This window comes from Cupriavidus sp. CP313, from assembly GCF_054072015.1.
This window is the reverse complement of sequence record NZ_JBSVZB010000061.1, coordinates 1-26,466: the sequence shown is the minus strand read 5'-3', so window position 1 is coordinate 26,466 and position 26,466 is coordinate 1. Positions and strand designations below refer to the sequence as shown.

Sequence of the window (26,466 nt, the reverse complement as noted above, 5' to 3'; positions counted from 1 at the left end):
CTTGAGCGGGCGCCTGCCTGGCCTTGCGACACGATTTGAACGAGCGGAACTGACCTGCTGCAATAGATAGCGGGCCGTATTCGACCCTTCTCCGTCATTCGTCCATTCAAAGTCGAACGGCTGAAATGGTCAAGAAGCGGCCTCTGCCGATTCAATAGCGCGGAACCCGAGCACGGATTCATAGAAATCTCGCGATTGTTTGAGGTCGTGCAGCGGAGCAGAAGGGTCAGAGGCATTTGCACTTCATGGTCCATGGGCAAAGATCATGTTTACGGAATGGCTCTTGCCCCCGACTGTACCCACGAGAAAAAGCGCGCGACAGCGGGATCGTGACGCCGCCGCTCCGGACAGACGAGGAAGTGCTTTCTTCCCGTCGAAACGATCTCAGGGAACGGTGCGATGAGTCGGCCCGACGCGAGATCTTCTCCCACGAATTCCGGCTGCGCAATGCAGACACCCAGACCCTCGAGTGCGGCCTGGTACATCAACAGCGAGAAACTGAATTCGATCTGGTTTGCTGGCTGCAAGTCCGGCACCTCCATGAGCCTGAGCCAGAGCGGCCAGTCCTCAGGACGGTTGGCGCTGTGAAGCAGGGTCATTGACTCCAGTTCGATCAGCCGCGGTTTGCGCTTGCCCCATAGCCTTGGCGAGCAAACCAGGATTCCGGTTTCATCCATGACGGAGATGGCATGTAGCCCTGGATCCGGCGCCGCTGAACGCTGCATCGCGATGTCGACATCCTCGGACTCGAAGTCCACGGGTTGCACGCTGGTGTTGATACGCAATTCAAGCTGCGGGTGGAGTACCTGAAACCCAGGCAGCCGAGGCATCAGCCACTTCATCGCGAACGTGGGTGGCACCTTGAACTGCAATGCCTGACTGCCGCCGCGCGAAATCTGCTGCAGCACCCGTTCCAGCGCAGTGAAACTGCGCTGGCAAGCGGCAGCCAGCAACTCCCCATGTGGCGTGAGCCGCAAGGTCCGGCCGCTGCGTTCCACCAGGCGCTTGCCTACGCGTTCTTCAAGCTGGGACACCTGTTGGCTGACCGCGCTCTGCGAGACATGCAGCGCCTCGGCGGCGCGGGTGAAGCTGAGGTGTTCGGCGACTTTCTCGAACGCGCGCAAGGCTGTGAGCGGAAGGGATGACATTAGCTGAACTTATAACGTCTCAGGAGCGCTAACTTGTAGAAAAGGAGCGCGGCAACAAAAATACCAGGCGAGTAACAGTACTTTAACTTATGAAAGGAGAGCGCAGTTGTCCACGCTTCCCCACCGCCTGCGCTTCAACGGCCGCATTCTCTTCCTGTCACAGGATGCCCAAGTCGTGAAGCGGCAGCTTGCCGGCCAGGAGGTTTCACTCGAAGAGGCGCTGCCGTTACGCACGGACGTCTCCACCGACGAGATCACCCCGGCCTGGATCTGTTACCACTACGACGAACAACTGGGCCAGTTTCCCTACCTTGGCCTGAAGTGCGGCGAAGCCCTTCCGGTTACCGCTGGCAGCGTCAGGGCAGGCGGCTTCGCCGTCACGGTCGCAGGGCGGCGCTATGGCAAAGGGTCCTCCCGCGAAGCCAGCCCCTATGCCGAGTGGTGCGCAGGAATCCGCCTCGTCATCGCAGAGAGCTTCGAACGGATCTACCGCCAGAATTGCCGCAACCTCGGCATCCTGACCTCCACCGATTTCGGCCTGATCGACCGCATTCGCCGCGGCGAGTCCATTCCGATCGAGGAGTTCACCCGTGGTCAGGATGAACTGACTGCCGAACTGATCCGCCGGGGCGGACTGTTCAACCTGATGCGGGCACGCAAGCAGGGCTGGGCACCTGCGGCCTGGTCCAGCGGACCGAGGCCAATGACCTACGCGGAGAAGATCATTGCCCGCGCCAGCGGTGGCCAGCCGGTTCGCCCCGGTGATCCCGTGTTCGCGAGGGTCGACTGGCGCTATGCGCATGAATACAGCTCACCGCTCGCCATCGTCGCCCTGGAGCGTGAAATGGCTGGCCAGGTGGTGCTCCACGACCCAACCTCGATCGTCTTCTTCTCGGACCATCTGACCTTCATCCATCGCAGCATGCCGCCCGAGCGCCGCAAGCTGGGCTTGCTCGATCTGGCGCAAGCCATGGCGAAAGTGCAGCAGCGCTTTTGCGAGCAGCACGGCCTGAAGCTGCACGGCTTCCTGCAAGACCGCGAGGGCTCCGAGGGCATCAGCCACTCGATCATGGCCGAGCGCTACGTTCTGCCTGGGCAGGTGGCCATCGGCACCGACTCGCATACGCCGCACTGCGGCGCGCTCGGCGCGTTTGCATTCGGTGCAGGCTCCACTGAAATGGCTGCTGCCTGGATGACAGGCGAGGTCCCGATGCGGGTACCCAGGACCTGTCGAGTCCGGCTGACTGGTCGCCTGCCCATCGGCGTCGAAGCCAAGGACATCGCCCTCCACCTGCTACGCACGCCTTACATCCGCGACGGCCACGCAATCGGGCAAGTCTTCGAGTACACCGGCGAGGCCTTGGTCGGATTGCCGACCGATGAGCGCGCCACGTTGACGAACATGGTGGCGGAAATGGGGGGCATCACGGGCCTCGTCGCGCCCGACGAGGAGACACGCCGCTTCCTGAGCGAACGCCGTGGCATTGATTTCCAGATCGAGTCCTGGATGCGCAGCGACGAGGATGCCGAGGTCGCGCACACGATCGAGATCGACTGCGCAGCGCTGCAGCCGATGCTAGCCCGGCCCGGCGACCCCGGTAGCGGCTTGAGCATTGCCGAACTGGACGAAGCTGTACGCGTCGACATCGCCTATGGCGGTTCGTGCACGGGTGGAAAGCGTGAGGACCTGCGCCACTGCCATGAAGTGCTGGCCTGGGCTGTCGAACGTGGCATGAAGGTGGCACCCGGAGTGCGCTTCATCCTCCAGTTCGGCAGCCAGGACGTGCGCAACTTCTGCATGCAGCAGGGCATGCTTGACGTGTTCACGCGGGCTGGTGTGGAACTGATCGAGCCGGGCTGCGGCGCGTGTGTCAATGCCGGACCAGGCGTTTCCGAGCGAACCGATCAGGTCACCATCAGTTCCATTAACCGCAATTTCCCAGGCCGTTCCGGTCCCGGGAAGGTGTGGCTGGCGAGCCCGGCCACGGTGGCGGCAAGTGCCGTCGCCGGTCGCATCACGAGCTTCGGGCAATTACGCGCCTCGTTTGATCAGTAATGCGGCGCCACAAAACGACAAAATTTCAGGAGACAAGCATGTCATCGATCAGTCGGCGTCACTTCATCGGCGGCCTGGCCGCTGCAGCGGCTCTGGTCGCGTTGCCGACGCATGTGTCAGCGCAGGGCACGCCCTTGCGCGTCATCGTTCCCGCGAGTGCCGGCTCGGGACAGGACGTGATGGTCCGCTCCGCGCAGCGCGCGATGAGCAAGTCGTTGGGGCGCCCGGTGGTGGTGGAGAACCTTCCGGGTTCCGGCGGCATCATTGGCACGCAACAGCTTGTCAAAGCTGCGCCGGACGGCAACACGATTGCCTTTGTCTCGAACAACCACGTAGTCAATCCGGCCGTCTACAAGAAGATGCCGTATGACAGCCTGAAGGACATCACGCCGATCGCGATACTGGCCGAAACGCCGTTCTTGCTCGTGGTCAATCCCAAGCGGCTGCCAGCCGCAAACGCCAAGGAACTAGTTGCCCTGATCAAGGCGAAACCCGACCATTACAACTTCGCCTCCTCCGGCAACGGCACGATTCTTCACCTTGCTTCGGAGATGTTCCTGGAAGGAGCCGGGCTGAAGGCACGCCACATTCCCTACAAGGGGGTGGGTGCGATGATTACCGACCTGATCGGCGGGCAGGTCGATTTCGGTGTGCTGGCCGTGGCCGCTGTGCAGCCGCACCTCAAGGCCGGGACCTTGCGTGCGGTGGCAGCGACGGGCGCCGCGCGGGTGCCTTCGCTGGCGAACATCCCCACGCTCCAGGAGCAGGGCCTCAACGTGACCGTGGGCGGCTGGCTCGCCGCGATCGGCCCCGCCGGGCTCGCCCCCGCGCAAGTGAAGCGACTGCACGACGACATCGTGGCTGCGTGGACTTCACCAGAGGTGAAGAAGGCCATGGCCGAGCAGGAAAACATCCTCCGCCCCACCACGCCGCAGGCGGCGGCAGCGCTCTTCGGGCGCGAGCAGGCGCACTATGCAGTACTAGTCCGCAAAGCCGGTGTGACGCTGGATTGAAGGTGCCGCCGCTGACGACGCTCACGCCATCAGTAGGAGAAAACGCAATGGCCGCGCCGCCGTGGGCGAATGAGAGTCCATTGCCTGGGTGGACCCGACGTTCGAATGTCCGAGCGAAGGCATGGAGCTACGACTTGTCATGGCCGGTTGCGGCCGTCCGAGCTTCCCTTCTGACGGGGAGTGCTTCAGCAGCCTACTAGACGGCCGCTTAGCCAACGCGGCCGTACTCCTTCGGCTTCTTGCCGCTTGCCGGCTGTATGCGCCGCAGTTCGAGCTGCTGACGCTGTAGCGATTGCTTGCCGTCAGCCGTGCCTTTGGGCTGTAGAGCGGCATTGCGGCGCTGCAATTGCCGTTCACGCTGAATTGCCAGCGCCGTGCTCTTGTTGAAGCGCCGGGCGATGGCGGCCGGCAGCTCTGTGAGCGAGTTCGTATAGATGCGGGCTTCATACCGTGCGCGGCTGATAGCGACATAGTAGAGATTCATCGATGTCGTGCGGCTCCTGGTATCGAGGGCGATCAGCGCCCGGTCGTTGGTCAGGCCCTGCGAGCTGTGGACTGTGGACGCATAGGCATGTTCGAGGTGCAGCGGCTTGTTTGCCAGCAGCTCAAGCGAGCGCACCGGCCGTCCATCCTTGTGCTCGACCGATTCGAGCCTGACCATGCCGCCAATCACGCCGGCGACGCGCATGCGGTCGCCGTTGGTGAGGTCGCGGCCGGGGTCGTTGCGGTTGATCCGTATCGTGTCACCGACGGCCAGCTCGGCGCGCTCAAGGTGGTACACGCTGAGCTGCGTCGCTTTGCGCGGGTTGATCGTGGTGGTGGTGCCGTCCGAACGCTGCAGGAGCAGCGCATTGCCGGGTAATGCTTCCTTGACGCGGTAGGTTTCGCCTCGCACGAGGCCAGCTTTCTGGTAATCCTTCTCCGGCTGGATCACCATGCCTGGCTGATAGCTTGGCGCAAACCGGCGTTGTGCCTGCGTCATGTCTACGCGGGTCAATGTCTCGAACTCGCTCCCCTTGCCGGTCAAATCCAGAGCCTCGCGCACCATTCGGTTGATCTCGCGGCGGGCCTCGTTCGTGCCGGCGACGATCAACGTCTCGCGTCGCTCCGGTTCGCTGAGCTTGGTGTAGGCATTGACGATGGCCCGGTGCCGTTCGGCTGGCTCTTTCAGTTCCTCTACGTGCGTGAGGTGCTTGAGCGATTGCGAGACGCGGCCCTCGGCCGCGTGCTCGACGGCCGTTCTCAGCTCGGGTTCTTTCTGCCGTTGTATCTCGCTGATGCGGGCCGTCTGCATGCCGTCGTGCTGTAGCTGCGCGAATGGCTTGCCGGCCTCGATGGCCTCGGTTTGTTTGGTATCACCAATCAACACCATGCGAGCGCCGGCGTTCTCGACAATCCGCATGATCTGTTCCATCTGGCGCGACCCGACCACGCCGGATTCGTCCAATACGATGATGGTCTTGCCGTCGATCGGCTTGTCCTTGGTGCGTAGAAAGCTCGCGAGCGTGTGCGCTTGCAACCCCTCGCTTCTGAGCGCCTTGACCTGGTTGCCATAGGGCGCGAGCGCGACCGTCCGATAGCCGTCGCCCATATCCGACGCTTGCTTGACCAGCGCGACGGCCTGATTGACGGTGTATGTCTTGCCGGTGCCGGCATCGCCCTGGATGCCGACGAACCGGTTACTCGTGCTGACGATGGCTTCTACGGCGCAACGCTGGCCGGCGTTCAGCGTGGAGTCTTCGAGTGCCGTCTTGACGGCGGCGCCCGCCAAGATCGGCGCGACCTGGCCGCGACCCGTGCGCTCGATGGCGAGAATCGCCTTTTCACGCTTGAGTGCCTTCTGTGTCGTGTAGCGCTTCTCGGCCGGCACTAGCGAACCGTGTTTGATGGCATTGCCGACGTACTGGTGCGCCTGCTTGTCAGTCCAGCCTTTGAGCTCCCGTAGGTAGCTTCTCCAGCCGGGCGCCGACAGGGCAGGGCCGTCATTCCGGTCGGCCATGCGGTAGGCCGGCATGGCCTCTATCAACGTGCCTTGGCCAACAAGACGCTTGATCTCGGCGCGCACCTCGTCCGGGCCGGCCAGCCCGACCGCGCGGCGCAACGCCGTGGTGGTGAGGGCGGTTTCGCGGACAACGGCCTCCCGCTCGGTCAAGTGGTTGATTGCATACTGGACGACGGCTTGCGCTGGCGTGAGGCTCGCCGGCAGGCTGGTGGCAGCGATCCTGTCGCCAGCGTCGCCCCGATCCCGGTCACTGCGACCGCCGCTGTCGCCAGTCGCGTAGATGCGCCTGTCGAGCTGCGAGCACGGGCCGTAGTCGATACCAAGTTCGCGGCTTTTCTCGATCCAGTATTGCTTGACGATTGCCCGGTCGGACTCGTCCTTGCGCGGCCGCGTCGCCAGCGAAATGATCTGTTTTTCGAGCGTGGTAGCCGTCGCCCGCGTCTTTCCCTCGTTGGCAAGCGCTTCCTCGATGACGCGGCTACGCGCCGAAAATGCCTCGATCTGGTCGCGGCTGATGTGGGACAGCTCAAAATTGCCCTTGTCGTCGACAAGCCGAATCGAATAGCCAAGCGCCTGCAAGCCCTTCGCCAGCTCGGCCTTGTACAGCGCGTCAACCTCGTGCTGCACGCGGAAAATGTCCTCGTTCGACAAGGCTCGCCAAGCGCCATCGGAGCGCCGCGTCATGTTGAGCACGACCGAATGCGTGTGTAGCTGTGGGTCTTTCGCCCGGCTCATCTCGTGCCGGAACTTGCCGATGACCATGTTTCCGGTGCGCTCGCGGTAGCTCTTGCCCTTGACCTTCTTGCGGGCCTCGGCCAGCCGCTCGACCTGGTCAAGCGCCCGCGTGACGGCGCGGTCGTGCGCTGCGGTCACGTCCTTGTCGCCAGCGACAAGCGCCTGCATCGAAACCGATTTCGGGGCCGAAAACGTCAGGTCCAGTCCCATACGCTTCTTGTTGTCGATCGGGTCGAACGTGGTCTGAATGCGCTCGCCGTTCGGGAGCTGGCCATCCAGCAGCCGCGAGAGCTGCGCCTGTTCGACCGGCCCGGCCAGGCCAAGCGCCTGCGCGCCTTCGCCCTGCCATTCGCCGGGATTTTCCTTGGCATAGTAGTCGTCGGCCGTCGAGAAGTAGTGCGCGGCCGCGTACTGGTTGTTGCCGCGAATCGGCGTCACGTTGAGCATGGCCGGCCCTCCGTCACTTGATCTCGATAGCCGTTGCGCGGTGGGGGTGCTTCACGTATGGCACAGTGATCTTGGCGATAGGGAAGTCTTCGGCAAACATCACGTAGCCATGCAAGTCCTTGAGGTTCGAGATTTCCGAGTCGAGCACGACCGGCTCGGGCGGGCTGGCAACAACATGCCGGCTGCTGCCACCTCCGCCGCTACCGGCATTCGTCGTGACCTGGATACGCTCGACGTGCTGTTTCCCGAGGATCTCGCTCGCCTTGTCCGCGTTGAGGGCATTCGACGCGCCGAAGATGAGGTAGTTCCGGAAGCACGCGAGCAGAGTTTTGGCCGCGTCCTTGCCGTAGGTCTCATCGAGCTGCGCCCAATCCTGAATGCTGCCGACCATGCGCAGCCCATGCTTGCGCCCCTTGGTCGCGGCCGGCACGAACGATTCGAGCTTGCCGAGCGATTCCAGCTCATCGAGGAACAGCCACAACCGGGAGCCGGTCATCGGCTCGTAGCTCAAAATCGTGGCGCAAATCGTGTCGATCCAGGTTGCCACAAGCGGGCGCTGGGCCGCCCGCATGTCCTCGCGCCACGTGATGAACAAGTTGCCAGCGTTGGGGTCATGCACCCACTTGTGCAGCGAGAAATCGCCCTTGGTCATGAACCGCAGCGGCCGCACGTACTTGTTCATCATGAACTGGATCGACGCAATGGCTTTCTCCGCGTTCTCTCGGAAGTAGCCTTGCGAATCGGTGTTCGCAAGGAATGCGCGGATGACCTCGCCTTCCTCGCGCACCAACAGGTTCACAAGTTTGTCTTGGTCGGGGTTGTTCGTCTCGACCAGCTTGCGCATGGTGTCGGCCAGTACGTCGCGGGCGTAGGCGCACCACTGCTCATCGCCCGGATCGGCCTGTGGCGGGATGACGCTCTTCGCCATCCGGTCGAAGTCATGCACGCCCTTAAGCTCGTTGAACAGCGACCAGCCTGACGAGCGACGGTCAAACGGATTGAGAATCGTGTCGCCGGGAAAGCTGAATTTCGAGTAGAACGTCCCGTTCGGGTCGATCACGGCCATCTTGTCGCGCCGCTTCACGGCTGCCGAAATCATGCTCTCCATCGCCACGGATTTGCCCGCGCCCACGGACGCGCAAATCAGCGTGTTACGGTTTTCAAGGTGGATCGGCATAGGCATGCGGCCGATCATGATGGGGGCCAAGTCCTTGGCTTCCTTTTCTTCCTCGCGCCGGCGGTGATTCTCGCGGCGATTGGCCGCGTTGACCAGGCTCTTTACGCGGTACCAGTTCGCCATGCGCGAGCCGCGCATCCAGCGGCGATACGGCGCCCCCCTGAAACCATCGTCGCAGTACTCATGGAGCAGGAACGCCGCGCTTGCGGCCAGCCCTAATCCGACAACGACGCCGCTCACGATGAAGGGGTTATGCGGCGTAACGTGCAGCGCTTCAGTGAGAGCTTGCGGGAACGGCGACAGCGGTACGCTGCCGGTGTATGCGCCGGCCAGCCAGCCGGCTATCGGCAGGCCGACGCCGGACATCATCGTGGCATTTTCGACTTCGTGTTTCTGCATCGCTCACACCCTCCCGAGAACAGCATTGCAGGCGCGACGCAACAGCTCGGCATCATGGGCCGCATCAACGCAGCCGCGGCGCAAGGCAAGCGCGACCTTGGGCCAGTGACTCGCCGTCGGCGCCACGATGACGGCATTGACTTCGGCCTCGATCTTGCTGGTGGTCTGTGACATTACGAATCCTCCGTAAAGCGGGTCAGTAGCGCGGCCAGCTCGGGCAACGTGGTGGCCAGCACGTCGGCTGGTACGCCGGCGCTTTCGCATGCGAGAACCAACTCGTTGAATTCGCCCGTGGTCGCCTTCTTGCGCGCGAGAAACAGCAGCATCGCCAGCAGCGCATGCGATGCCTTGTGACTGCGCTCGATCTCAGCCAGCCGACCGACAAGCTCTTGTCGGTCGGCCCATGTCTGCGTGCTGTCGCGGCCAGCTTCTAGATAGCCGCCACGGCCGAGTGATCTGTCTCGGATGTACTTCGACAAGTGCTTGTAGCCGGCCAGTGCGGCCGCTTCTTCGACCCGGCGGCGATCCTCTTCCGAGTACCAAACAGGGATGGGTTTACCGCTGCTCATCTGTGATTTGTCCATCTATAGAAAAATCTATAGGCATAAACCTAGGAGACATGCGGCATTCCGGGAAGTTCCTATAGAAAAACTATAGCATCTATTTTCGTGGAAATATGGCTAAATGCCTGATTTCAAAAGGGTTTTGTACCCCCTTTGGGGGTGCGTGATGTGTATTGAGGTTTTGGACCTGTTAAGGACCAAAACCTCCAAGGTGTTAAGGGCGTACCGATCAATAAGCCGAAGGCGTAGGCGGGTTGGATGCGCAAAGGATGCAAATCGAATGCGCCTAGGGTGGCTATGATCCAGACATGGAATGCTCAAGTAGGATTTGTATAAGACGGAATTAATGCTCACGTAAGACAGAGTCAATATTTAAATTTGGCGGATCTAAGATTTGCATTAGAAGGATCTAAGATGAACTTTCATGGCATACCGCTGTCCTAAACTCGATGTATCGCGATATCAGATGGAAATTTGGCTGGAATCAGATGTCCATAAGATTGGCAGGATGCGAACGGGATGCAAATGGAGGGCAATATGCCGAATGGCGATCTGGCAAAAGCTTTGACGGCGCTGGAGCCGAAAACCAAGGTAGCGAGGGTGCGGGAAGTGATGCCCGTGATAGAAGAGCGGATCGCCGCCGGTGTGCGGATCGCGGACATTGCGAAGGCCCTGCAAGATGGCGGGATCGACCTGAGCGAGGCGACGCTTAGAAGTTATCTCTACCAACACCGGAAGAAGAAGCGCAAGCCCGGCAGAGAGTAGGCGGGATGCGCATAGGATGCAAAGTTGGTGTAGAAATGCCTAATAGCCATCTGGAACAAGCCTTGAGGGCGCTAGAGCCGAAGACCAAGGCGGCGAGGGTGCGGGAGGTGATGCCCGTGATTGAAGAGCGGATCGCCGCCGGCGTACGGATCGTGGACATTCTAAAGATCCTGCAAGACAGCGGGATCGATCTGACCAAAGCGACACTGAATACCTATCTGTACCAATACCGGAAGAAGCGCAAGCCCGTTGGGCGGCAGGGGCCTGTCAGCCAACGGGCGGCCGCGCCCCCTGCATCGGTCCAGGCCGGTGAATCTGATTCGTATGAAACGGATTCACCTGAGACACCCGTGTCACGCGGACCAATCTCGATGCTGGAGCTTGACCGCTTGATGAAACCCGACCCGGCCAAGCAGGCCGAGGAAATGGCGTATTACGAACGCATTGCGAAGAAAAACCGAAGGAGCCGCAAACCATGAAAGTTGCCATCATCAATTTCAGCGGGAACGTGGGTAAGACCACCTTGGCCAAGCAACTGCTCGCGCCGCGCATGAACGCGCCAGAGTTTGCCGTCGAGACGATCAACGCCGGCGCGTCAGATAACGCCGCCGACGTGGAGCGTCTCAAGGGCAAGGAGTTCGGAAGCCTGCAGGAAGAGTTGATGGAGCTAGATTCCGCCATCGTGGATATTGGCGCCTCCAACGTCGAGGAATTTGTCAAGCTGATGGGCCAGTTCGAGGGGTCACACGAGGAATTCGATTACTACGTCGTGCCTGTGGTGAGCGAGAAAAAGCAGCAAGCGGACACCGTAAACACCATCAGGACGCTGGCCAGCCTGGGCGTGCCTGCCAGGAAGATCCGCGTGGTGTTCAACAAAGTTGATGTGGATGATGCCGGCGACCTACCGCGGTTGTTTGGCCCGGTGTTCGGCTACCACGACACGCACAAAGGTTTTACGCTGCGCCCGGATGCCGTGCTGTTCAGCAACGAGATCTTCGAGCGGCTGCGGCCGCTGAAAAAGACGTCGCGGAAGTGATGGCCGACGAAACCGACTACCGTGCCATGCTGCGCGAGGCCAAGGATGAAGCCGGCAAGGCGCACGCGGTAAGCATGATCTCGGCGCAGCGGCTGGCCAAGTCGGCGCACAGAAACCTTGAAGGCGTGTTCAAGGCGCTGTTCAAGTAACGGGGCAGCAATGAGCGGTAACAACGTATCGACTGCCCGAGAAGCGCTCATGGCCGAGCTACTGCAAGACGTGGACGCCATGGTGCGTCGTGTCGAGCAGGCAGACGAAGGACTGGCCACGAAGATCGAGCAAGCTACGAAGGACGCTGCCGGGAAAGCGTTCCTCGCGGCCAGGCTTAACCTCGAGTCGCTGATTGACCAGCAATCGGGAAAGCTGACGGAGGCGGGCCGGCACGCGGCCGCGCTGATCGGGAATCAGCTCAACACGGGCGCGGCGCAGCTCGTCGCCGCGAATGCGGCGCTTGAGGGCAAGGCGCGTCGGTTCGTGCTGCTGCTGGCTGGATTCGCGTTCGTGGCCGGGGCCGTGGGCGGGTTCATTGGCGCTAGGTTGGCCGGGGCATGAAAATGTCCGCTGTCAAATGAATGACGCAATCACGCAGCGGCCTAGAAGGTCAGACGGGGCAGTCGGTTAGGCCTGGAGGCGACTACTCGGCGCTCGGCTTCGTATCGCTGCTCAGTTCCTGCTAGAGCCTGTTGACAATTTCTATCAAACGAAATCAACAAACGGGGAAGCAGCGCGGAAGGATGAGATTAGGGGTATCCATCACTGCTCCGTTGAGTTGGGCAGGCGCTAGGGCGTGCGACCGCCGAGAAAGGTAAATTATGGCCAGAGGCTACCCTTCTCGCCCAATCCACGTGCAGCCAGGCGGACCCTGGCGTCATCGTTCCATTTCATGCTGCCCGAAAACAGGCGGACAGAACGAGTAGAGGGGACCAATCCCGGTCACGCAAGGCATTCAGGTCAAGCGCTACGCGCGAGGCGAAAAAGTCCCGCAGACGGTCCTGCACGTCCAGCCCGGGTAATTCGGCCAGCTTCCGGCAATTGAACAGCATCAGCCGTTCCAACTTCGCCCCGCTCAAATCGAAGCCCGCGGGGCGCAACCGTCGATCCCACCGCGCGAAGGTGCTGCGCCTTGGTCTGAGAGAACGCCCGGCGCGCAGTGGCGCAACGAGGCCATCGACGCCATTGCGCAAAACGGGCGAGAGGAATGGAAGAAGGGCTGCGGTTACAACTGCCGCTCGCTGGTGGAGAACCTGATGTACCGGCTCAAGACGCTCACGGGCAATTGCCTGTGGGCGCGTGGCATCGGCTCGCAAGCAACAGAAGTGGCGATCCGCGTAGGCGTGCTTAACCGCATGGCGGCTCTCGCACGCCCGCACTCCGTCCGTGTCGCCTGATTTTCGGATCACAGGAGCCTCTGTGTCTTCAAGTCCGATTTATGCAACAACGCCTCTTTGCAGCGGTTCGGGTGTCGATAATTCTAGGCGAAAGAATCGCGGTGGCGAACACTAATAAAAATTAGATAAGAACAAATTTCTTTCCCAATCAACTCTTCCATCCCCCATGTGTTTCACCGTCATGAACGTGCCCGCGCCGAGGATTGAAACGGGAAACGCTGCCAGGATGTCGACCTTCGCGCCGCGAATATGCAATCTCCACAAACATCCGCAGACTCCGTTGTCGAATTACCCAGGACGAGTTGATCACCGTTGCCGAGCTTGATCGCCTGATTCGCTGTCTTCGATGCCCGTATTACACGGATATTCATTGTGACCACAGTGGTTCCTGGGTGATCAATTTTGCGATTGAAGGCCGGCAATATACACTCGCAACCATACGCGGAGCGATACGGCGCTGGCGCCAACTCGACCCCGTGCTAGCCTTCGTGCAGGCGCACTGCCGCAGCAGTCGCGAAGTGAGACTACACGCGGGTTCCTGGATCTTTTCGCGGGATAACCTGCGCGACGAAATACCGTACGTCCTCAACGCGAAAATGCCCAAAGGCAATGCCGCCGGGCCGGATGAGCACGTCGCCGATGACGAGCAAAAAAGGGGATATCAAGGAATTTGGTTAATAAGGGGGACCAAGAGATATCCATGCAGGCTGCATGCTTCCGGCTGTTGCACCGGCAGTGCCTGTCGTTTCAGGCTTGCAGCGCTACGCGCGGGCAGCCAAGCCCGGCAAGGCTCGAGCAAGCTGCGTTAATACGCTTCAATGAAACGGTGCCGTCGAATAAGGAGGCGCCTGTTGTGCCCAACGAGCGTGGCTGGCGGGTGCACATTCGAATTGCTCATGACACGGAATGTGGACCCGTACTTTGTTTGTCGTCGGAATCCGGCCACTGATCGCCGCCGCCGAGCGCCTGGTATAGCTTCATACGGTTGTTGAGCCGCTCCAACCGGTTTTGCGCGTTGGCCAGCTGCGCATCGCGCCGCCGCTGCTGCTGGTCGAGCCACTGCTGCACGCCGGTCGCGCCGGCGATGAAACGCGCTCGCGCAAGCGCTTCCGCGCGCTGCGCCAGGACCAGCGCTTGCGCGCCCTGTTCGCCTTCGCGTTCGAGTTGCACGCGCGCGGATAGCGCATCTTCGACCTCGCCGAGCGCGGCGTACAGTTTCTGGCGGAAGTTGACAGCGGCTTCTTCATATCGCGTTTGCGACACTTTGATCTGCAACTGCATGACGTTCCACTGGATGAACGGCAACGCGAGGCTGAGTGTCGCGACCGGATTCGACAGCACGCCCGCGAGGCTCACGCTCGATATGCCGGCCGAACCGGTCAGCGTGAACGACGGGTAGAAGCTGGTACGCGTCGCATCGACGTTCGCGAGCGACGCGCGCAGCTGGAGTTCGGCTTCGCGCAGATCCGGGCGGCGGCTCAGCAGGTCGGCGGGCAGGCCCGCCGGCACTGCTGGCGGCGGTTGGTCGGGCAGAGAGGCGGGTTCGGCGGCCAGCGCTTGCGGAGGCCGGTTGAACAAGATCGCCAGTGCGTGCCGCTGCTCGGTGCGTTGCTGGACCAGCCGCGCCTGGTTCGCGCGCTGCGTGGATACGTTCAGCTCGGCCTGCGCGACGTCGAGCCCCGATACCGTGCCCGCCGCATGCTGCGTGCGTACCAACGCAAGCGCACGTTCCGCGCCCGCGATATTCTCGTTGCCGAGCGCGATCTGCTGGTTAAGCAGACCGAGCCGCCAGTACGCCCCGGCCGTCTTGCCGATCAGCGAAAGCCGTATCGCGTCGCGGTCAGCTTGCGTCGCGCCAGCACTCCAGCGCGCTGCGTCGCGTTGCGCCGCAAGTTTGCCCCACAGGTCGAGCTCGTAGTTCAACGCGCCGGTGAAGCTGATCGTGCGCCCGGTCTGGCGTGCACCGAACGGGCTCGAGCCAGTCGCGCCAAGAGTCACTCCCGGCGTCATCCTGGTCGCAACCAGTCCCGCCTCGAGTTGTGCGCGGTAGACGCGGATCGCGGCCACGGCGAGGTCGCTGTTGACAGTGAGCGCATCGGCAATCAGCTGGTCGAGCACCGGATCGCCGAAGCTGCGCCACCATTCTGCCGGGATCGGCGCGGCATCGGAGGGCGCGGATGCACCCGGAGAAGCGAGAGCCGTACCGTCCACGTCGTAAGCCGTCCATTGCGCGGGCAGGTTCACAGCGGGCAACGGCTGGTGCCGCGCGTTCGCGCAGCCGGCAAGCAGTTCGGCAGCGCACGCGAGTGCGAGCAGGTGGCGGGTGGCGGTCGAAATGGGGTTCATCGCCACATCACCTCAATCGCGTGCGAGCGCGTCGATGGGATCGAGCCTTGCGGCATTGCGCGCGGGCAGGAAGCCGAAGGCGACGCCGATCAGCGTCGAACACAGGAACGCCGCGACGATCGAACTGACGGAGAACATCATGCTCCATTTGGAGACGAACAGCGAAAAAACAAAGCCTACACCGAATGACAGCGCGAGCCCGACGATGCCGCCTATCAGGCATACCAGCACGGCTTCGACGAGGAACTGCTGCATGATGTCGCTCTGCCGTGCGCCGACCGCCATCCGGATGCCGATCTCGCGCGTACGCTCGGTGACCGACACCAGCATGATGTTCATCACGCCGATGCCGCCGACGACGAGCGAGATCACGCCGATCAGCGACAGCAGCAGCGTGATCGACTGGCCGATCTTCTCATTCGTCCTGGCGACGCTGTCCCAGTTGTAGGTGAAGAAGTCCTTGCGGCCGTGGCGCTGCGTCATCAGCTTCACGAGGCTGTTCTCGGCCACCTCGCTTGGCTGGCCGTCGCGCACCCGCACGGTGATCTTGTCGAGATGGTGTTGGCCGAACAGCCGATTGCTCGCGGTCGTATACGGGACCCATACGTTCAGGCTCTTGGTGTCGCCGAACGCCTGCTTCTTGTCCGCTGTCACGCCGATCACCACGCACGGCACGTTGTCGACGAGGATCACTGCACCGAGCGGGCTCGTGTTCGCGCCGAACAGTTTGCGGCGCGTATTCTGGTCGATCACCGCGACCTGCGCCTGGGTGCGCAGGGTGTCGGACCCGAAGCCGATGCCCTGCGCGAGCGCCATGCCGCGCACCCGGAAGAATCTGTCGCCGACGCCGCTCACGAGCGCGTTGGCGTCGATGTTCCGGTAGCGCAGCAGCAGATTGCGCGACGTCTCGGGCGTTGCGCCGTCGATGTAGTGCTGCTCGGCGAGTGCGGCCACGTCGGCGGGCACGAGCGTCTGGATCTTGTCCGCCTGGTTGTCTCCCCAGTCGCGGCCCGGGTGGATGTCGATCGTGTTAGTGCCGATGCTGGCGATCTCGTCGAGCACATAGCGTTTCGCACCTTCGCCGATCGCGATCATCGATACCACGGACGTGATGCCGATGGTGATGCCGAGCATGGTCAGGATCGTGCGCAGCCGGTGCGACATGTGCGCGAGCCATGCCATTCGGAATGCCTCGGCGAAACGGCCGGCGCCCGCCGGGTGCCGGGGTGGCGAAGGCAGGGGGACCCGATCGAGGTCATGCGCGCCCGATCCGCTCGCACGTGCGGCGGCGTCCCCCGGGTCCGCGGCAGGGGTATTCGGGCGGTCCGCGACGATCTCCCCGTCGCGGATTTCGACGATGCGGCGTGCATGCGCCGCCACATGCTCGTCATGTGTGACGATGATGACCGTATGACCCAGCGCGTTCAGCTCGCGAAGGATTCCGATCACGTTCCGGCCGCTTCTCGAATCGAGCGCGCCTGTCGGCTCGTCGGCGAGGATCACTTCGCCGCCGTTCATCAGCGCGCGTGCGATGCTGACCCGCTGCTGCTGTCCGCCGGACAACTGCCCCGGCCGGTACCCGGCGCGGTCTCCGAGCCCGAGGCGCGCGAGCAGGCGTCCCGCGCGCGCGCGCCGGACGCCCTGCGCGCTGCCCGCGTATATGGCCGGCATCTCGACGTTCGCCGTCGCATCGGCATGTGGCAGCAAGTGGTAGCGCTGGAAGATGAAGCCGAAACGCTCGCGCCGCAGTTGCGCAAGCGCATCCGTGTGGAGGTCGCGGGTCTCGCGGCCGCCAACGCGGTAGCTGCCCGCGCTGGGGTGGTCCAGGCAGCCGAGGATGTTCATCAATGTCGACTTGCCGGAACCTGATGCGCCGACGATCGCAACGATCTCGCCCGCGTCGATAGACAGATTGACGTCCTTCAGCACGACCACGTCCCGGTCGCCGGCGGGAAAGCGGCGCGTCACGCCGGTGAGCTGCAACAACGGCTGCTGCATTGTCAGGATCCCGGGTCGGAGGCAGTGCCGGCCGCCTCGCCGATCACGATCTGCTCGCCGGATTTCAGCCCGTCGCGCACCTCGACCTTCACGTTGTTGTTCAGCCCGGCGCGGACCTGGCGCGTGACGACCTTGCCGTCGGCGCCGAGCACGCGCACGGTGTGGCGGCCGTCAGGTGCCTTCGCGCCGAGTGCGGCGACCGGAATGAGGAGTACCTGGCGCGCCGTGCCGAGGAGCGCACCAACCTGCGCGGTCATCGCGATGCGCAGCCGGTGGGCGGGATTCGGCACCTCGAACAGCGCGTTGTAGAACACGGCGGTACTCGGCTTGGACGAGCCGCCGCCCACGCCGCCGGAAGGGCCACTCGGCATGTCGGAAAAGTTGTGCGGCGCGGGCTCGATCGCGCGCAGCTTGCCGTAGTAGCGCTTGTCCGGTTCGCCGAGAATCGTGAAGTATGCCGTCTGGCCGGGATGCACGCGGCTCACGTCGGCCTCGGATATCTGCGCCTTTACGGTCATCGTATCGAGCTCGGCAAGCTTCAGGATCACCGGCGCCTGCTGATTCGAGATCACGGTCTGGCCTTCCTGCGTGACGATCGCGACGACTTCGCCGTCTATCGGCGCGACGATCCGCGTGTAGCCGAGGCTGGCCTGCGCGGTCTCGATCTGGATGCGGGCCGTGCGGATCTGCGCGTCGAGCGAGGCGAGTTCGGCGTGCTGCACGTCGCGCTCCGTCTGCGCGGTTTCGTAAGTCTCCCGCGAGGTTGCATCGTCCGCCAGCATCTGCCGCTGACGGCGGAGCTTGAGGTCGGCTTGCGCGAGCCGCGCGGCCGTCGCCAGCTTCCTCGCAATGAGGTCCTGCTCGTGGATCTTCTTCTGGCGCAGCTCATTCAGCGGAAGCACCGGGTCGATCTGTGCGAGCCATTGTCCTTTCTTGACCTTGTCGCCCAGCTCGACCTTCAGCGACTGGATCTGGCCGGTGACCTGCGCGCCGACGTCGACCTGCTTGGACGCCTGTAGCGTGCCTATCGCGAGCACGGCGCTTTCAATGTCACCGCGCTCGACCGTTGCGGTCAGGTACCGGGGCTGCTTGTCTGGCGCGAGCCAGTACCAGGCGAGTGTGGCGGTCGTGAGCACGGCGACGAGGCCGGCGGCCGCGTGGCGCCAGGAGCGAGAGGTTTTCCTCATGGAGTGGTGTGCGCCGGGCGCGCGCGCCTGCGCTGCAGTGAAACCCGCGAGTCAGGAATCTGCCGGCTCGCGAAGGCCGGGCTTTCCGGCGTACTCATGAACATGGCCGTTATCGATCCGATATGCACGATCCGCCCATTGGAGCAGCAGATGACGGTGCGTAATCACGATCAGCGTTGGCACACGTTCCCGGATACGCGCGAAGATTCGTGCCTCGCGCGCAGCGTCAAGCGATGAGGTTGGCTCGTCGAGAATGACGACGGACGGACGGCGCGCGAGCGCCCGGCCGAGCGCGACACGCTGGCGTTCCCCGCCCGACAGTGCCTGTCCCTGGACTCCCAATTCCCGATCGAGCACGTTTCCGTGCTCCTCACTGGCGAGTTCCTCCAGTTCCAGCAACGCAACGAGGTCGTGCAGGGATGCGTCTGACTGCGGGCTGTCGCAGCCGTAGACCAGATTCGCCCTGAGCGTTCCGGTCAGGATCATGGGCGCTTGCGGGGCGACGGCGATCTCGCGTGCGATGTCGCTGACGGACATCTCCCCGACATCTGCGCCGTAGAGGGATACCGTTCCCGCCGTGGGGCACGCAAGTCCGAGCATCAGGCTTGCCAGGCTCGATTTCCCCGCGCCGGACGGACCAGTGAGCACGACAAGCTCGTCGCGTTTGATCGTCATGTTCACGTTGCGCAGGATCTGCTTTCCGCCGTGCGTCACCTCCACGTGCTCGAGGCGATAGACTTCGGGCGCCGAGAGGTCGAAGTGTTTGCCGGATTCACGCCGTTCGGGCGGCAGGTCCAGGATGCCGAAACCCTCGCGCAGCGCGAGATGATTGCGGCGCAAGTCGGACAGCGAGCCTGCCAGTGCGGTGAATGGCATCGCCAGCGCGACGACATAGGCGACGATCATGACGAAATCGCCAACCTGCAATGCCGATCGGGTCACGCCCTGGGCCGTAGTGACGGCAAAGATGGTGAGCAACAGGCCGGTGCAGACCGCCTGGGCGGCGAGCAGGAGTGCGAGGCGCGCATTGCCGCGCGACAGCTTGCGGACGTACACGTTGAGAATCCGCTGCAGCGCCGCATCTTCCCTGAGATATGCATTGTTGAGCTTGATGTCGAACAGGAAGCCGAGCTTCTCGACAAGATGGCTCGACAGCATATCCGCACCAGTGAAGATCTCCTCGTGGGCGGTCTTGCTCTTGCTCGCGAGAAACCAGGTGGCGGCAAAGAGCGTGGCCATCGAAACAACAAATGTGAGCGCGACCGTGCCATCGGCCAGCCGCCACAATACGGCGCTCGAGAGAAGGAGCTGGATGACGGTGGGAACGATGACCCAGAACACCGTGAACGTGATGGCGCTGAAGGCCTCCCGGCTTCGTGCAATGACCGAAACGAGCTTGCCGGGATCTTCTTCCGTAAGGCGCGCATAGTCCGCACGGATGAGATTGGCAAACAGGGCATGATGGAATGCCGCGTCGCATCTTGCGAGCATGGCTGCGGAAAGCATGTTTTTCACCCATTCGAATGCGTGGGCCGTAGTCCAGGCAAGTCCGTAAGCACCGGCGAACAGGACCGCGTAACCCCCGGCCTGACGCGCGCCATCCATCGAGAGCGCATTAGTTGTCTCTCTCAAGAGGTACGGAACCAGCGTGGAAAGTCCTGCTACAAACGCGACGAACAGGGTGGCGCCAAGAAAATGGAGGGGTAGTGCCCGATATCCGCCAAGCGTGATCTTGTAGGCAAATATCCAGTCCTTGCAAAGTGCGGCAGCGAATCGCATCGTTCTTCCCAGAGCTATTGTCTTCACGCGGCGGTCATGCGGAGCCGTTCCTTCATGTATTGCCGCCAAGGCCGCGCACGAACATTTCCGCGGCATAGATTCGGGTGATCTCCATCAGGCCTGTCGGATACCCCAGTGCCGTCCGCTTGATGATCTTTTCCATGCCGTCGACGTCGATGAACCCTGCGGATGCACACCAGCCGTCGAGGCAGGTTTCCCGAATGTGCGCATGGTTCGCCTTGATGCCGCGAAGGGCCGCGTGCATGATGTCGCCCTTGTCCCTTCGCCAGAGATTCTGCAATCCCGACACACGATAGACAGCTTGTCGCACGTTCAGTCGATTGTAGTCGGCGGAGAACGTCTCTTCGAGTCTTGTTCGCAGCGCATGTTCCACGATCGGCTGCGACAGGAACGGCATGACGGGTCGGCTGTGCGCCGCGTAGGGTTCCACCAGCGCGTCATCGAGGATCGCGGCCAGCGCTGCCATCTGATGGCGCCTCCCGGGTTTCATCCGCAGCGAGATGCCTGGCAGGACGTCGTCGTACAAGCCCGCGGCCGGTGGCTCGCATTCCTTCCCCGCCGCCAATGCCTGCGCCTTCTGCGTGAACGGGCCTCGCAGATACGCGGATGCCTCGTCTGCCGCAAACCTGAGCACGCTCCAGATCGGCAGACGGTACTGGATCGAAAGCGCTGCCAGCGCGGACGCGGCCCGCACCACGCGCAGGCCGGACACTGCGTCGACGAGTATGGAGAACGGTGGAGGCGCGAGGTACAGCGAATCGCCGCCGTGGCCGTTCAGTATCACGCTGTCCTTGCCGCGAAAGCCCAGTCGCGCCATGTCGGCCTCGCGCGCGAGGAAGCAAAGGTTCGTGGCTGGGCGGGCGACGGCCGGCAAGCGGTCGACGGAAGAAAACGGCAACCGCGCCAGTAGCGGGTACGTCCTGTGCTCGATGTCGCAGGATCTCGCGACACTCCTGGCGATCGACACCTCGTTGGAAGACGCCCGCATCGGATCGAAGTGCGTGATCGCGATTGTCCGCCGGTGCAGGTTCGCCCGCCGCAATGCCACCGCCAGCGACGTGGAGTCGATACCACCGGAAAGCTCAAGAACGATGGCATCCCGGTCACGCAACATCGACCGGTGGACCATCGTCAGCAAGTCCACGAACCCCCGGTTATCGGCCTGCGGCCCCCAGCGCCAAGGTGACCACGCGCGAAAGCGTTCCGGTGCGGCAGCACGTGTCCAGCACAAGGCCTGTCCGGGCGGTAGCAGTGAAATACCGCTCCACCCGGTTCTCGTTGGGTCACCACATCCATGGACAAGAAACTGGTGCAGAAAATGGATATCCGGCTCGCGCGCTGCGGCACCCAGCACTGGAAAATCGGTGATCCGGTTGCCGACGTGCAAGGTGCCATCGGCGGCGAGCCGATAGAACACCGGATGCTGGCCGCAAGGGTCGGTGAGGATCAGGAAGCGGTTCCGGAGCTTGTGGTAGACGACGACAAAGTAGGGGCCCCAGAACCGCCGGCTCACCTCCTCGGGCGCTCGCAGGATGACCTGCACGACTTCGGCAGCCGATGCGGGCAATCCGCTGTCGCCGGAGAATATCTGTCCGGCGATAGCCCACGATGCTTCGGGGTTCTCACCGAGTGTCGACGCATCGGCGTGTGCCGACGAGTAGAAATCGGCGATGTGCCCATGGGCGTCAGACCAGGCATGCCGTCCCGGCGTGCGTTTGCCGGCTGCTCGCGGGACATCGGGCTGGAGTATCGCAAATACCATGGCGATCCGGCTCTCAGTTGATCTCGAGAATGACAGCAAGCTGATTGCGCAAGCCTGGCTCATCGCCGACGATCCGTCCTTCATGCTCGGCCCAGGCATGGGCATAGAAAGGACGGTTCTGCACGCCGACCACAAGGCGCAGATCGAACCCGTGTCGAAAGCCAACGAGGAGCAAGGCGCCAGCCCATTCGAGGCACTTTGTTTTCCTGTGATACAGCATGCAGGCGGCATTCAGCGACCTGACGAGGTCATAGACGTCCCGCCTTGGCTTCCGGTGCCGACGTTCCCGTTCTTGTTCTATCAGGCGCATCAGTCCGCCCAGGCGCTCTGTGGCGCAGCACCGATGCACGGCGTGCAGCGCCATCAAGGCGCGCGCGACAAGCCCCGCGCCAACTGAAAAGGAGACATCGCGGCTCGTCAAGTCCCAGCGGTTCTGCGAGACACCGGTGTAGCTGCGCCGAACACCGGCGATGATCGACCGGGCCGACGCACTTTCTGGCGCCATTCTGCATATGGCATCGCGCGCCATGTTGGCGCGGCCATCCGTGACATGCTTGCGCAGCCTGTCGGATTGCTCGGCGGAGAGAATCGTATAGGTGTCGTCGGCGATATTCAGCGCGATCAGCTGATCTTCGAACCACGCAAAGCGAATGTTCTCGTTCATACCATTTCGTCGGTTTCATGGCGGCATGCCTCCGCGTCGCCGGGTTATCGTCTCAAACGGTGCGCCATACCGTGTCCTGCCCGCCGGGCCGGTGCCCGGATGGGCACCGTTCTTAGGCGAGGATTACTTGTAGACCCACGCACCGATCTCCAGGATCGCTCCGCCGGCTCTTCCTTGCGTGCTGTCCGTCGCATTGGCTGTTTCGAAGTCGTCCGACTTCAGGAATTCAATGATGTCGTGATTGGGGTGCATGCTGATTTCCTTTAGGTTGATGAGTATCGGGATGAAGTGGCGGATCGTCCTAGATCATTTATCTGCTCCTTGCTGGCTGAGAGACGTCTGAAGAATATGAATGAAATCGGAGGCACGCAATGCATATTTTCCGGATTCAATATGCCAATTTCCGGGAATGAGCGTGTGTTGAATATTACGATGTTTTTTCGTCTTCTTTGTATTGCAAAATCTATTTATGAGATCCGGATATGGGAAGCGATGAAGAAAATGAAGATATGAATTTGAGATGGCAATCCTGTGATTCGCGTGCCGAAGATCGGGTGCATCGGGATCCACGCGCAGTGAGACGAACGCTCGCGTCAGGAGGCGTGGCAGAGAACCACGTCGGAGCGCGGCCAATGGCGATACGCGAAGAGGTCTGAAGATGGTGTGCCTTGTAGCCACCAGTTGCAAGGCATCGATCGATTCTTGGATGCCGGTGGGTCCGCGGGCACCTCGCGTGTTGCTACAGGCGGCCCATCTCGCGCGAGCGATCGCCGGTTGCGGGGTTGTCGATCCACGACCGCAGCGCTTCCGCGCTCATGGGGCGGGCAAACAGGAAGCCTTGCGCATACTTCACGCCCTTGCCGCGCAAGTAGGCCGCCTGTGTCTCGGTCTCAATCCCCTCTGCTATCAGGGTGACGCCAAGGCGGGCACCCAGGGCGATGATCAACTCCAGCACCGGGGCATTGACGGCGTCCGTGCCTATCGCGGAGACAAAGCCGCGATCGATCTTTATGTAGTCGACCGAGAACCTTTCCAGGTAGGCCAGCGAACTGTGCCCGGTGCCGAAGTCGTCGGTCGCGAATTGCACACCAGCCGTGCGCAGTGCCGGCATGTTCTTCTGTACAAGGTCGGTGTCGGGAACTACTTTGCGTTCCGTGATTTCGAGAACCAATCTTGGCGACAAGGCACGAAGTCCTTGCTGCAAGCGATGTACGTCCGCGATCATGTCGGGGCTGGCCAGATGGTCCGCAGTGATGTTGACTCCGATATGAAAGGCGGGCGGTAGCGACAGCAGTTGCAGGTCGCGTTGTATCAGGCGGAACAGGTGCCTCGTGAGCGGCAGAGCGACGCCGTTGTCTTCGGCTACGGCAAAGCTCCTCGCCGCGACCTCCCGTAGCGGACTAAGCACTTCCGGGGAGAGCCAGGGAGAAGGGGGCGGTTCCTTTTGGGCTCCAGGAAGGAACATGACAGATTCTCTGCCGGTCCAGGCGCCGAGCAGCCCGTCGATACGATTCGGATGAGGTCGGGCAGCCAGTCGGTTTGCGGCGACCCGAAACAGGTGGTGGTGCACATCGCGGACCGTGGCCCGGGTGTGAAGGAGGCCGACTTCTTCGAGGACGAAGGCTGACGCAGGGGCGGGTAGACTTCTACGTTCCATGCAGGGAGCGCGTGGGCTGCGTGCTGCGAACCAGTCTGATCAGGGCGGGATCAGGGTCATGGTGTCGCCGCCCAGGCCGAACGGCGGGGGGTATCCGTCGCGCTCCAGTTTTGACCTTGACGCGGCTCTTGACTTAGACAGCGCCGTGTCTGGATCTAATGAGGTATCCCATGTCTTCAAGCTCTTCTGCGGCGCTTGCCGAGGCGCTCATCACTGTGCCCGACCTGAATCGATTACTCGGCGTACTGCAGTGCGATTATGAAGTCGACATCCGTTGTGATCGCGACGGATTCTGGACGGTCGAATTTGTTGTGGAAACACGCAAATATATGCTCGCTACCTCCGCTGGATCAAGAAGAGGGTGGCGGCAACTGGAGCCGGTTTTTTTCTTTCTGAAACGGGAATGCCAGGCTTGCCGGCAGATTCGCTTGCATATTGCAAAATGGATGTTGTCGTCTGATCGGCAGTCGAAGGAGCGCTCGCTTTATTCCGGGTCGTAGCGAACCAAGTCGGAAGGGCTCTCATGGAACCCCAGCCCGGGCATGTGCTGGTCGTGGATGGTGGTGCCGGCTTTGTGCTGGATTGAGCAATCTGCGACACCGCCGCATTTCATGGCGCCGATTTTCCCTGCCATACGCGCGGAGTGAGGCACCGTGGGCCCTGCAAGCTTGGTCCTGGTGCCATCAACGTGCCGGTGCCTGTCGGGGGGGCAGGTCATTAGGGGATATCGCCGTGGGCGACGAGGGTAGCGTAGTGACATCTCCAGCCGCGCAGGCCATGGCGATTCGAGCCGGTGGCCCGCTTGTCACCGCTGACCGCGCAGCGGCATCAGCCGCACGGCAAGCGCAGCCAGCGCGGAGACGGTCGCCATGGCGGACACGCCGATCCAGCCGAAAGCCGCCAGGGCCAGGCTGCCCAGCCCGGCGCCGATGGTCATGCCCGTGAACATGCTGACGAACAGCACGGCATTTAGGCGGCTGCGGGCGCCGGGTTCGATGCCATAGACGATGCTCTGGTGCGCGACGAGGGTGGTCTGCGCGCCCAGGTCGAAGCCGATGGCGCTGGGGCCGATCAACCACAACTGTGCGTGAGGCGACAGCAGCGGGGACAGCAGAATGCCGGTGAAGAGGGGTGGCCGGGATTCGTAAAGAATCCGCCGCATCGGTTAACCTAATGATTTCAAATTGACATTGACTGGCACCGTGACGCCGACCGGGCTATCGGGGTGTCTGTCACATGTAGGAACATGAGTCTCCACGGCAGCAAGGGCGAAGCCTTGCGGCAGGCTGCCGGCCTGCCTCGAGAGATCAAGGCGAGCTTTGCCGACGTCGCCACCCGCGCTCAGGCGAACGACCGGAATGGGCCACCGGAAACCGGAAGTGCCCACATCCCTACGGCTTGCGGACCGGTAGTGGTTGAAACCGTGGGACAGCCATGCCGGGGGAATAGAAAAATATCCAATCCGCGTATGTCGCTTTCCCTTCGAACGGGCGTTGTTGCATAAATCGGACTTGAAGACACAGAGGCTCCTGTGATCCGAAAATCAGGCGACGCGGACGGAGTGCGGGCGTGCGAGAGCCGCCATGCGGTTAAGCACGCCTACGCGGATCGCTGAGCTTGGTGTAGGCATTGACGATGGCCCGGTGCCGTTCGGCTGGCCCTTTCAGTTCCTCTACGTGCGTGAGGTGCTTGAGCGACTGCGAGACGCGGCCCTCGGCCGCGTGCTCGACGGCCGTTCTGAGCTCGGCGTCAAGCGCTTCGCGGGCGACGGCGCCATTTCCTTTCCCAGCTCCAAGGAAGAACATGACGGATTCTCTGTCGGTTTCGACGCCGAGCCGCTCGTTGATTTCGTGATCCATGAAGTAACCCGTCGGCCACGATTGAATGCCGCGGGCAGCGCAGACAAGCTGGAATGTCTGCGTCAGGCAGCCGATATCTAGCAGTGCGACACGATAGGCGCGAGAATGGGGATACTTCCACCACATCTTGTCGAACCGGCATGTCACGAAAACGCCGTACGACAGGTCATTGGCAAAAGTCTGCGCGCAAAGTAGCGACCCCAACTCATCCGGCGCGAAGCCTTGCTGGACGACGGACAGCTCGTGTCGATGGGAGCGATAGTGATAGATGCCCGGCGCAAGACCGGATACCCGCATGGCGACAAGGTAGGCTTCGCTCGGGTGAAGGCAGCCTCCGGATGGGGAGGTGCGCTGGTATCCGATCGGCATCAGCCCTTGCGCTTCGAGGTCCTCCCGCGTCTCGCCATGCACCGTGCCGAACGTGGCCCAGAGGGCGGTTGAGACTTCGCCAAGCGGAAGCGCTT

The 26,466-nt window shown here is 62.3% G+C and carries 22 protein-coding genes and 2 pseudogenes; 9 read left to right on the top strand and 15 right to left on the bottom strand.

The window, feature by feature from the left end; all coding sequences use genetic code 11:
- Positions 1–269: 269 nt before the first annotated feature.
- Positions 270–1,148 carry a LysR substrate-binding domain-containing protein gene (locus ACW4E8_RS39990; protein WP_456809520.1) on the bottom strand — a complete coding sequence of 293 codons (879 nt, stop codon included), beginning with the start codon at positions 1,146–1,148 and terminating at the stop codon, positions 270–272.
- 106 nt (positions 1,149–1,254) lie between these two features.
- On the opposite strand from ACW4E8_RS39990, the gene ACW4E8_RS39985 reads away from it, so the two are divergent.
- Together ACW4E8_RS39985 and ACW4E8_RS39980 are read left to right on the top strand one after the other, a co-directional pair.
- Positions 1,255–3,204, top strand: a complete 1,950-nt coding sequence (locus ACW4E8_RS39985) for an aconitase family protein (RefSeq protein ID WP_456809519.1) — start codon at positions 1,255–1,257, stop codon at positions 3,202–3,204.
- A complete protein-coding gene (locus tag ACW4E8_RS39980) occupies positions 3,204–4,217 on the top strand; it encodes a tripartite tricarboxylate transporter substrate binding protein (protein ID WP_456809518.1) in 1,014 nt (337 codons plus the stop codon). Before ACW4E8_RS39985 ends, ACW4E8_RS39980 begins: the two co-directional genes overlap by 1 nt.
- Before the next feature lie 208 nt (positions 4,218–4,425).
- Here the strand turns inward: ACW4E8_RS39980 and mobF are convergent, their stop codons facing one another.
- From mobF to ACW4E8_RS39960, 4 genes are read right to left on the bottom strand one after another with little or no spacing between them, the layout of a single operon-like run.
- Positions 4,426–7,401: a MobF family relaxase gene (mobF, locus tag ACW4E8_RS39975; protein ID WP_456809517.1), complete on the bottom strand. Its 2,976-nt coding sequence runs from the start codon at positions 7,399–7,401 to the stop codon at positions 4,426–4,428.
- A gap of 13 nt (positions 7,402–7,414) precedes the next feature.
- Positions 7,415–8,977 carry a type IV secretion system DNA-binding domain-containing protein gene (locus tag ACW4E8_RS39970; protein ID WP_456809516.1) on the bottom strand — a complete coding sequence of 521 codons (1,563 nt, stop codon included), beginning with the start codon at positions 8,975–8,977 and terminating at the stop codon, positions 7,415–7,417.
- A gap of 3 nt (positions 8,978–8,980) precedes the next feature.
- A complete protein-coding gene (locus tag ACW4E8_RS39965; RefSeq protein ID WP_456809515.1) occupies positions 8,981–9,151 on the bottom strand; it encodes a hypothetical protein in 171 nt (56 codons plus the stop codon).
- Positions 9,151–9,546, bottom strand: coding sequence for a conjugal transfer protein TraA (locus ACW4E8_RS39960; RefSeq protein WP_456809514.1), 396 nt, complete (start codon positions 9,544–9,546; stop codon positions 9,151–9,153). Before ACW4E8_RS39960 ends, ACW4E8_RS39965 begins: the two co-directional genes overlap by 1 nt.
- Positions 9,547–10,059: 513 nt before the next feature.
- Here ACW4E8_RS39960 and ACW4E8_RS39955 point away from each other — a divergent pair.
- The 6 genes and pseudogenes from ACW4E8_RS39955 to ACW4E8_RS39930 all read left to right on the top strand — a co-directional run.
- Complete coding sequence (locus tag ACW4E8_RS39955; protein WP_456809513.1) at positions 10,060–10,305, top strand: hypothetical protein; 246 nt, start codon at positions 10,060–10,062, stop codon at positions 10,303–10,305.
- 35 nt (positions 10,306–10,340) lie between these two features.
- Positions 10,341–10,784, top strand: coding sequence for a conjugal transfer protein TraD (locus ACW4E8_RS39950; RefSeq protein ID WP_456809512.1), 444 nt, complete (start codon positions 10,341–10,343; stop codon positions 10,782–10,784).
- The gene (stbB, locus tag ACW4E8_RS39945) at positions 10,781–11,341 is read left to right on the top strand and encodes a StbB family protein (RefSeq protein ID WP_456809511.1); all 561 of its coding nucleotides are present in this window, start codon (positions 10,781–10,783) and stop codon (positions 11,339–11,341) included. Before ACW4E8_RS39950 ends, stbB begins: the two co-directional genes overlap by 4 nt.
- Positions 11,341–11,490 carry a hypothetical protein gene (locus ACW4E8_RS39940; protein ID WP_456809510.1) on the top strand — a complete coding sequence of 50 codons (150 nt, stop codon included), beginning with the start codon at positions 11,341–11,343 and terminating at the stop codon, positions 11,488–11,490. Before stbB ends, ACW4E8_RS39940 begins: the two co-directional genes overlap by 1 nt.
- Before the next feature lie 49 nt (positions 11,491–11,539).
- The gene (locus ACW4E8_RS39935; RefSeq protein WP_456809509.1) at positions 11,540–11,893 is read left to right on the top strand and encodes a hypothetical protein; all 354 of its coding nucleotides are present in this window, start codon (positions 11,540–11,542) and stop codon (positions 11,891–11,893) included.
- Between the two features lie 512 nt (positions 11,894–12,405).
- Positions 12,406–12,729, top strand: a pseudogene (locus ACW4E8_RS39930) (IS5/IS1182 family transposase); the annotation flags it as partial.
- Between the two features lie 894 nt (positions 12,730–13,623).
- On the opposite strand, the gene ACW4E8_RS39925 reads toward ACW4E8_RS39930, so the two are convergent.
- The 8 genes from ACW4E8_RS39925 to ACW4E8_RS39890 all read right to left on the bottom strand — a co-directional run bounded on the left by ACW4E8_RS39925 (position 13,624) and on the right by ACW4E8_RS39890 (position 24,143).
- Positions 13,624–15,081: an efflux transporter outer membrane subunit gene (locus tag ACW4E8_RS39925; protein ID WP_456809508.1), complete on the bottom strand. Its 1,458-nt coding sequence runs from the start codon at positions 15,079–15,081 to the stop codon at positions 13,624–13,626.
- A gap of 6 nt (positions 15,082–15,087) precedes the next feature.
- The gene (locus ACW4E8_RS39920) at positions 15,088–17,073 is read right to left on the bottom strand and encodes a MacB family efflux pump subunit (RefSeq protein WP_456809507.1); all 1,986 of its coding nucleotides are present in this window, start codon (positions 17,071–17,073) and stop codon (positions 15,088–15,090) included.
- Positions 17,074–17,075: 2 nt separating this feature from the next.
- A complete protein-coding gene (locus ACW4E8_RS39915; protein WP_456809506.1) occupies positions 17,076–18,260 on the bottom strand; it encodes an efflux RND transporter periplasmic adaptor subunit in 1,185 nt (394 codons plus the stop codon).
- Between the two features lie 51 nt (positions 18,261–18,311).
- Positions 18,312–20,039: an ATP-binding cassette domain-containing protein gene (locus tag ACW4E8_RS39910; RefSeq protein WP_456809505.1), complete on the bottom strand. Its 1,728-nt coding sequence runs from the start codon at positions 20,037–20,039 to the stop codon at positions 18,312–18,314.
- A 52-nt stretch (positions 20,040–20,091) separates the two neighbouring features.
- The gene (locus tag ACW4E8_RS39905; protein WP_456809504.1) at positions 20,092–21,906 is read right to left on the bottom strand and encodes an asparagine synthase-related protein; all 1,815 of its coding nucleotides are present in this window, start codon (positions 21,904–21,906) and stop codon (positions 20,092–20,094) included.
- Positions 21,836–22,486 (bottom strand): lasso peptide biosynthesis B2 protein, encoded by a 651-nt coding sequence (locus tag ACW4E8_RS39900; protein WP_456809503.1) that lies wholly within the window; start codon positions 22,484–22,486, stop codon positions 21,836–21,838. Before ACW4E8_RS39900 ends, ACW4E8_RS39905 begins: the two co-directional genes overlap by 71 nt.
- Positions 22,487–22,609: 123 nt before the next feature.
- Entirely contained in the window at positions 22,610–22,738 is a 129-nt protein-coding gene (locus ACW4E8_RS39895) for a hypothetical protein (RefSeq protein WP_456809502.1), read from the bottom strand.
- Between the two features lie 487 nt (positions 22,739–23,225).
- A complete protein-coding gene (locus ACW4E8_RS39890; protein WP_456809501.1) occupies positions 23,226–24,143 on the bottom strand; it encodes an EAL domain-containing protein in 918 nt (305 codons plus the stop codon).
- 170 nt (positions 24,144–24,313) lie between these two features.
- Between ACW4E8_RS39890 and ACW4E8_RS39885 the strand changes: the two genes are divergently transcribed.
- Complete coding sequence (locus tag ACW4E8_RS39885) at positions 24,314–24,643, top strand: hypothetical protein (RefSeq protein ID WP_456809500.1); 330 nt, start codon at positions 24,314–24,316, stop codon at positions 24,641–24,643.
- A 305-nt stretch (positions 24,644–24,948) separates the two neighbouring features.
- On the opposite strand, the pseudogene ACW4E8_RS39880 reads toward ACW4E8_RS39885, so the two are convergent.
- A pseudogene (locus tag ACW4E8_RS39880) lies at positions 24,949–25,269 on the bottom strand (MFS transporter); the annotation flags it as partial.
- A 463-nt stretch (positions 25,270–25,732) separates the two neighbouring features.
- A partial coding sequence (locus ACW4E8_RS39875) for a SagB family peptide dehydrogenase (protein WP_456809499.1) occupies positions 25,733–26,466 on the bottom strand: 734 nt, incomplete at its 5' end.

Bases quoted from the DNA above. Each gene is read 5' to 3' on its own strand.
- ACW4E8_RS39990 (WP_456809520.1), bottom strand. From the start codon at position 1,148: ATGTCATCCCTTCCGCTCACAGCCTTGCGCGCGTTCGAGAAAGTCGCC.
- ACW4E8_RS39980 (WP_456809518.1), top strand. From the start codon at position 3,204: ATGCGGCGCCACAAAACGACAAAATTTCAGGAGACAAGCATGTCATCG.
- mobF (WP_456809517.1), bottom strand. From the start codon at position 7,401: ATGCTCAACGTGACGCCGATTCGCGGCAACAACCAGTACGCGGCCGCG.
- ACW4E8_RS39970 (WP_456809516.1), bottom strand. From the start codon at position 8,977: ATGCAGAAACACGAAGTCGAAAATGCCACGATGATGTCCGGCGTCGGC.
- ACW4E8_RS39965 (WP_456809515.1), bottom strand. From the start codon at position 9,151: ATGTCACAGACCACCAGCAAGATCGAGGCCGAAGTCAATGCCGTCATC.
- ACW4E8_RS39960 (WP_456809514.1), bottom strand. From the start codon at position 9,546: ATGAGCAGCGGTAAACCCATCCCTGTTTGGTACTCGGAAGAGGATCGC.
- ACW4E8_RS39955 (WP_456809513.1), top strand. From the start codon at position 10,060: ATGCAAATGGAGGGCAATATGCCGAATGGCGATCTGGCAAAAGCTTTG.
- ACW4E8_RS39950 (WP_456809512.1), top strand. From the start codon at position 10,341: ATGCCTAATAGCCATCTGGAACAAGCCTTGAGGGCGCTAGAGCCGAAG.
- stbB (WP_456809511.1), top strand. From the start codon at position 10,781: ATGAAAGTTGCCATCATCAATTTCAGCGGGAACGTGGGTAAGACCACC.
- ACW4E8_RS39940 (WP_456809510.1), top strand. From the start codon at position 11,341: ATGGCCGACGAAACCGACTACCGTGCCATGCTGCGCGAGGCCAAGGAT.
- ACW4E8_RS39935 (WP_456809509.1), top strand. From the start codon at position 11,540: ATGGCCGAGCTACTGCAAGACGTGGACGCCATGGTGCGTCGTGTCGAG.
- ACW4E8_RS39920 (WP_456809507.1), bottom strand. From the start codon at position 17,073: ATGCAGCAGCCGTTGTTGCAGCTCACCGGCGTGACGCGCCGCTTTCCC.
- ACW4E8_RS39915 (WP_456809506.1), bottom strand. From the start codon at position 18,260: ATGAGGAAAACCTCTCGCTCCTGGCGCCACGCGGCCGCCGGCCTCGTC.
- ACW4E8_RS39910 (WP_456809505.1), bottom strand. From the start codon at position 20,039: ATGCGATTCGCTGCCGCACTTTGCAAGGACTGGATATTTGCCTACAAG.
- ACW4E8_RS39905 (WP_456809504.1), bottom strand. From the start codon at position 21,906: ATGAAGGACGGATCGTCGGCGATGAGCCAGGCTTGCGCAATCAGCTTG.
- ACW4E8_RS39900 (WP_456809503.1), bottom strand. From the start codon at position 22,486: ATGAACGAGAACATTCGCTTTGCGTGGTTCGAAGATCAGCTGATCGCG.
- ACW4E8_RS39895 (WP_456809502.1), bottom strand. From the start codon at position 22,738: ATGCACCCCAATCACGACATCATTGAATTCCTGAAGTCGGACGACTTC.
- ACW4E8_RS39890 (WP_456809501.1), bottom strand. From the start codon at position 24,143: ATGGAACGTAGAAGTCTACCCGCCCCTGCGTCAGCCTTCGTCCTCGAA.
- ACW4E8_RS39885 (WP_456809500.1), top strand. From the start codon at position 24,314: ATGTCTTCAAGCTCTTCTGCGGCGCTTGCCGAGGCGCTCATCACTGTG.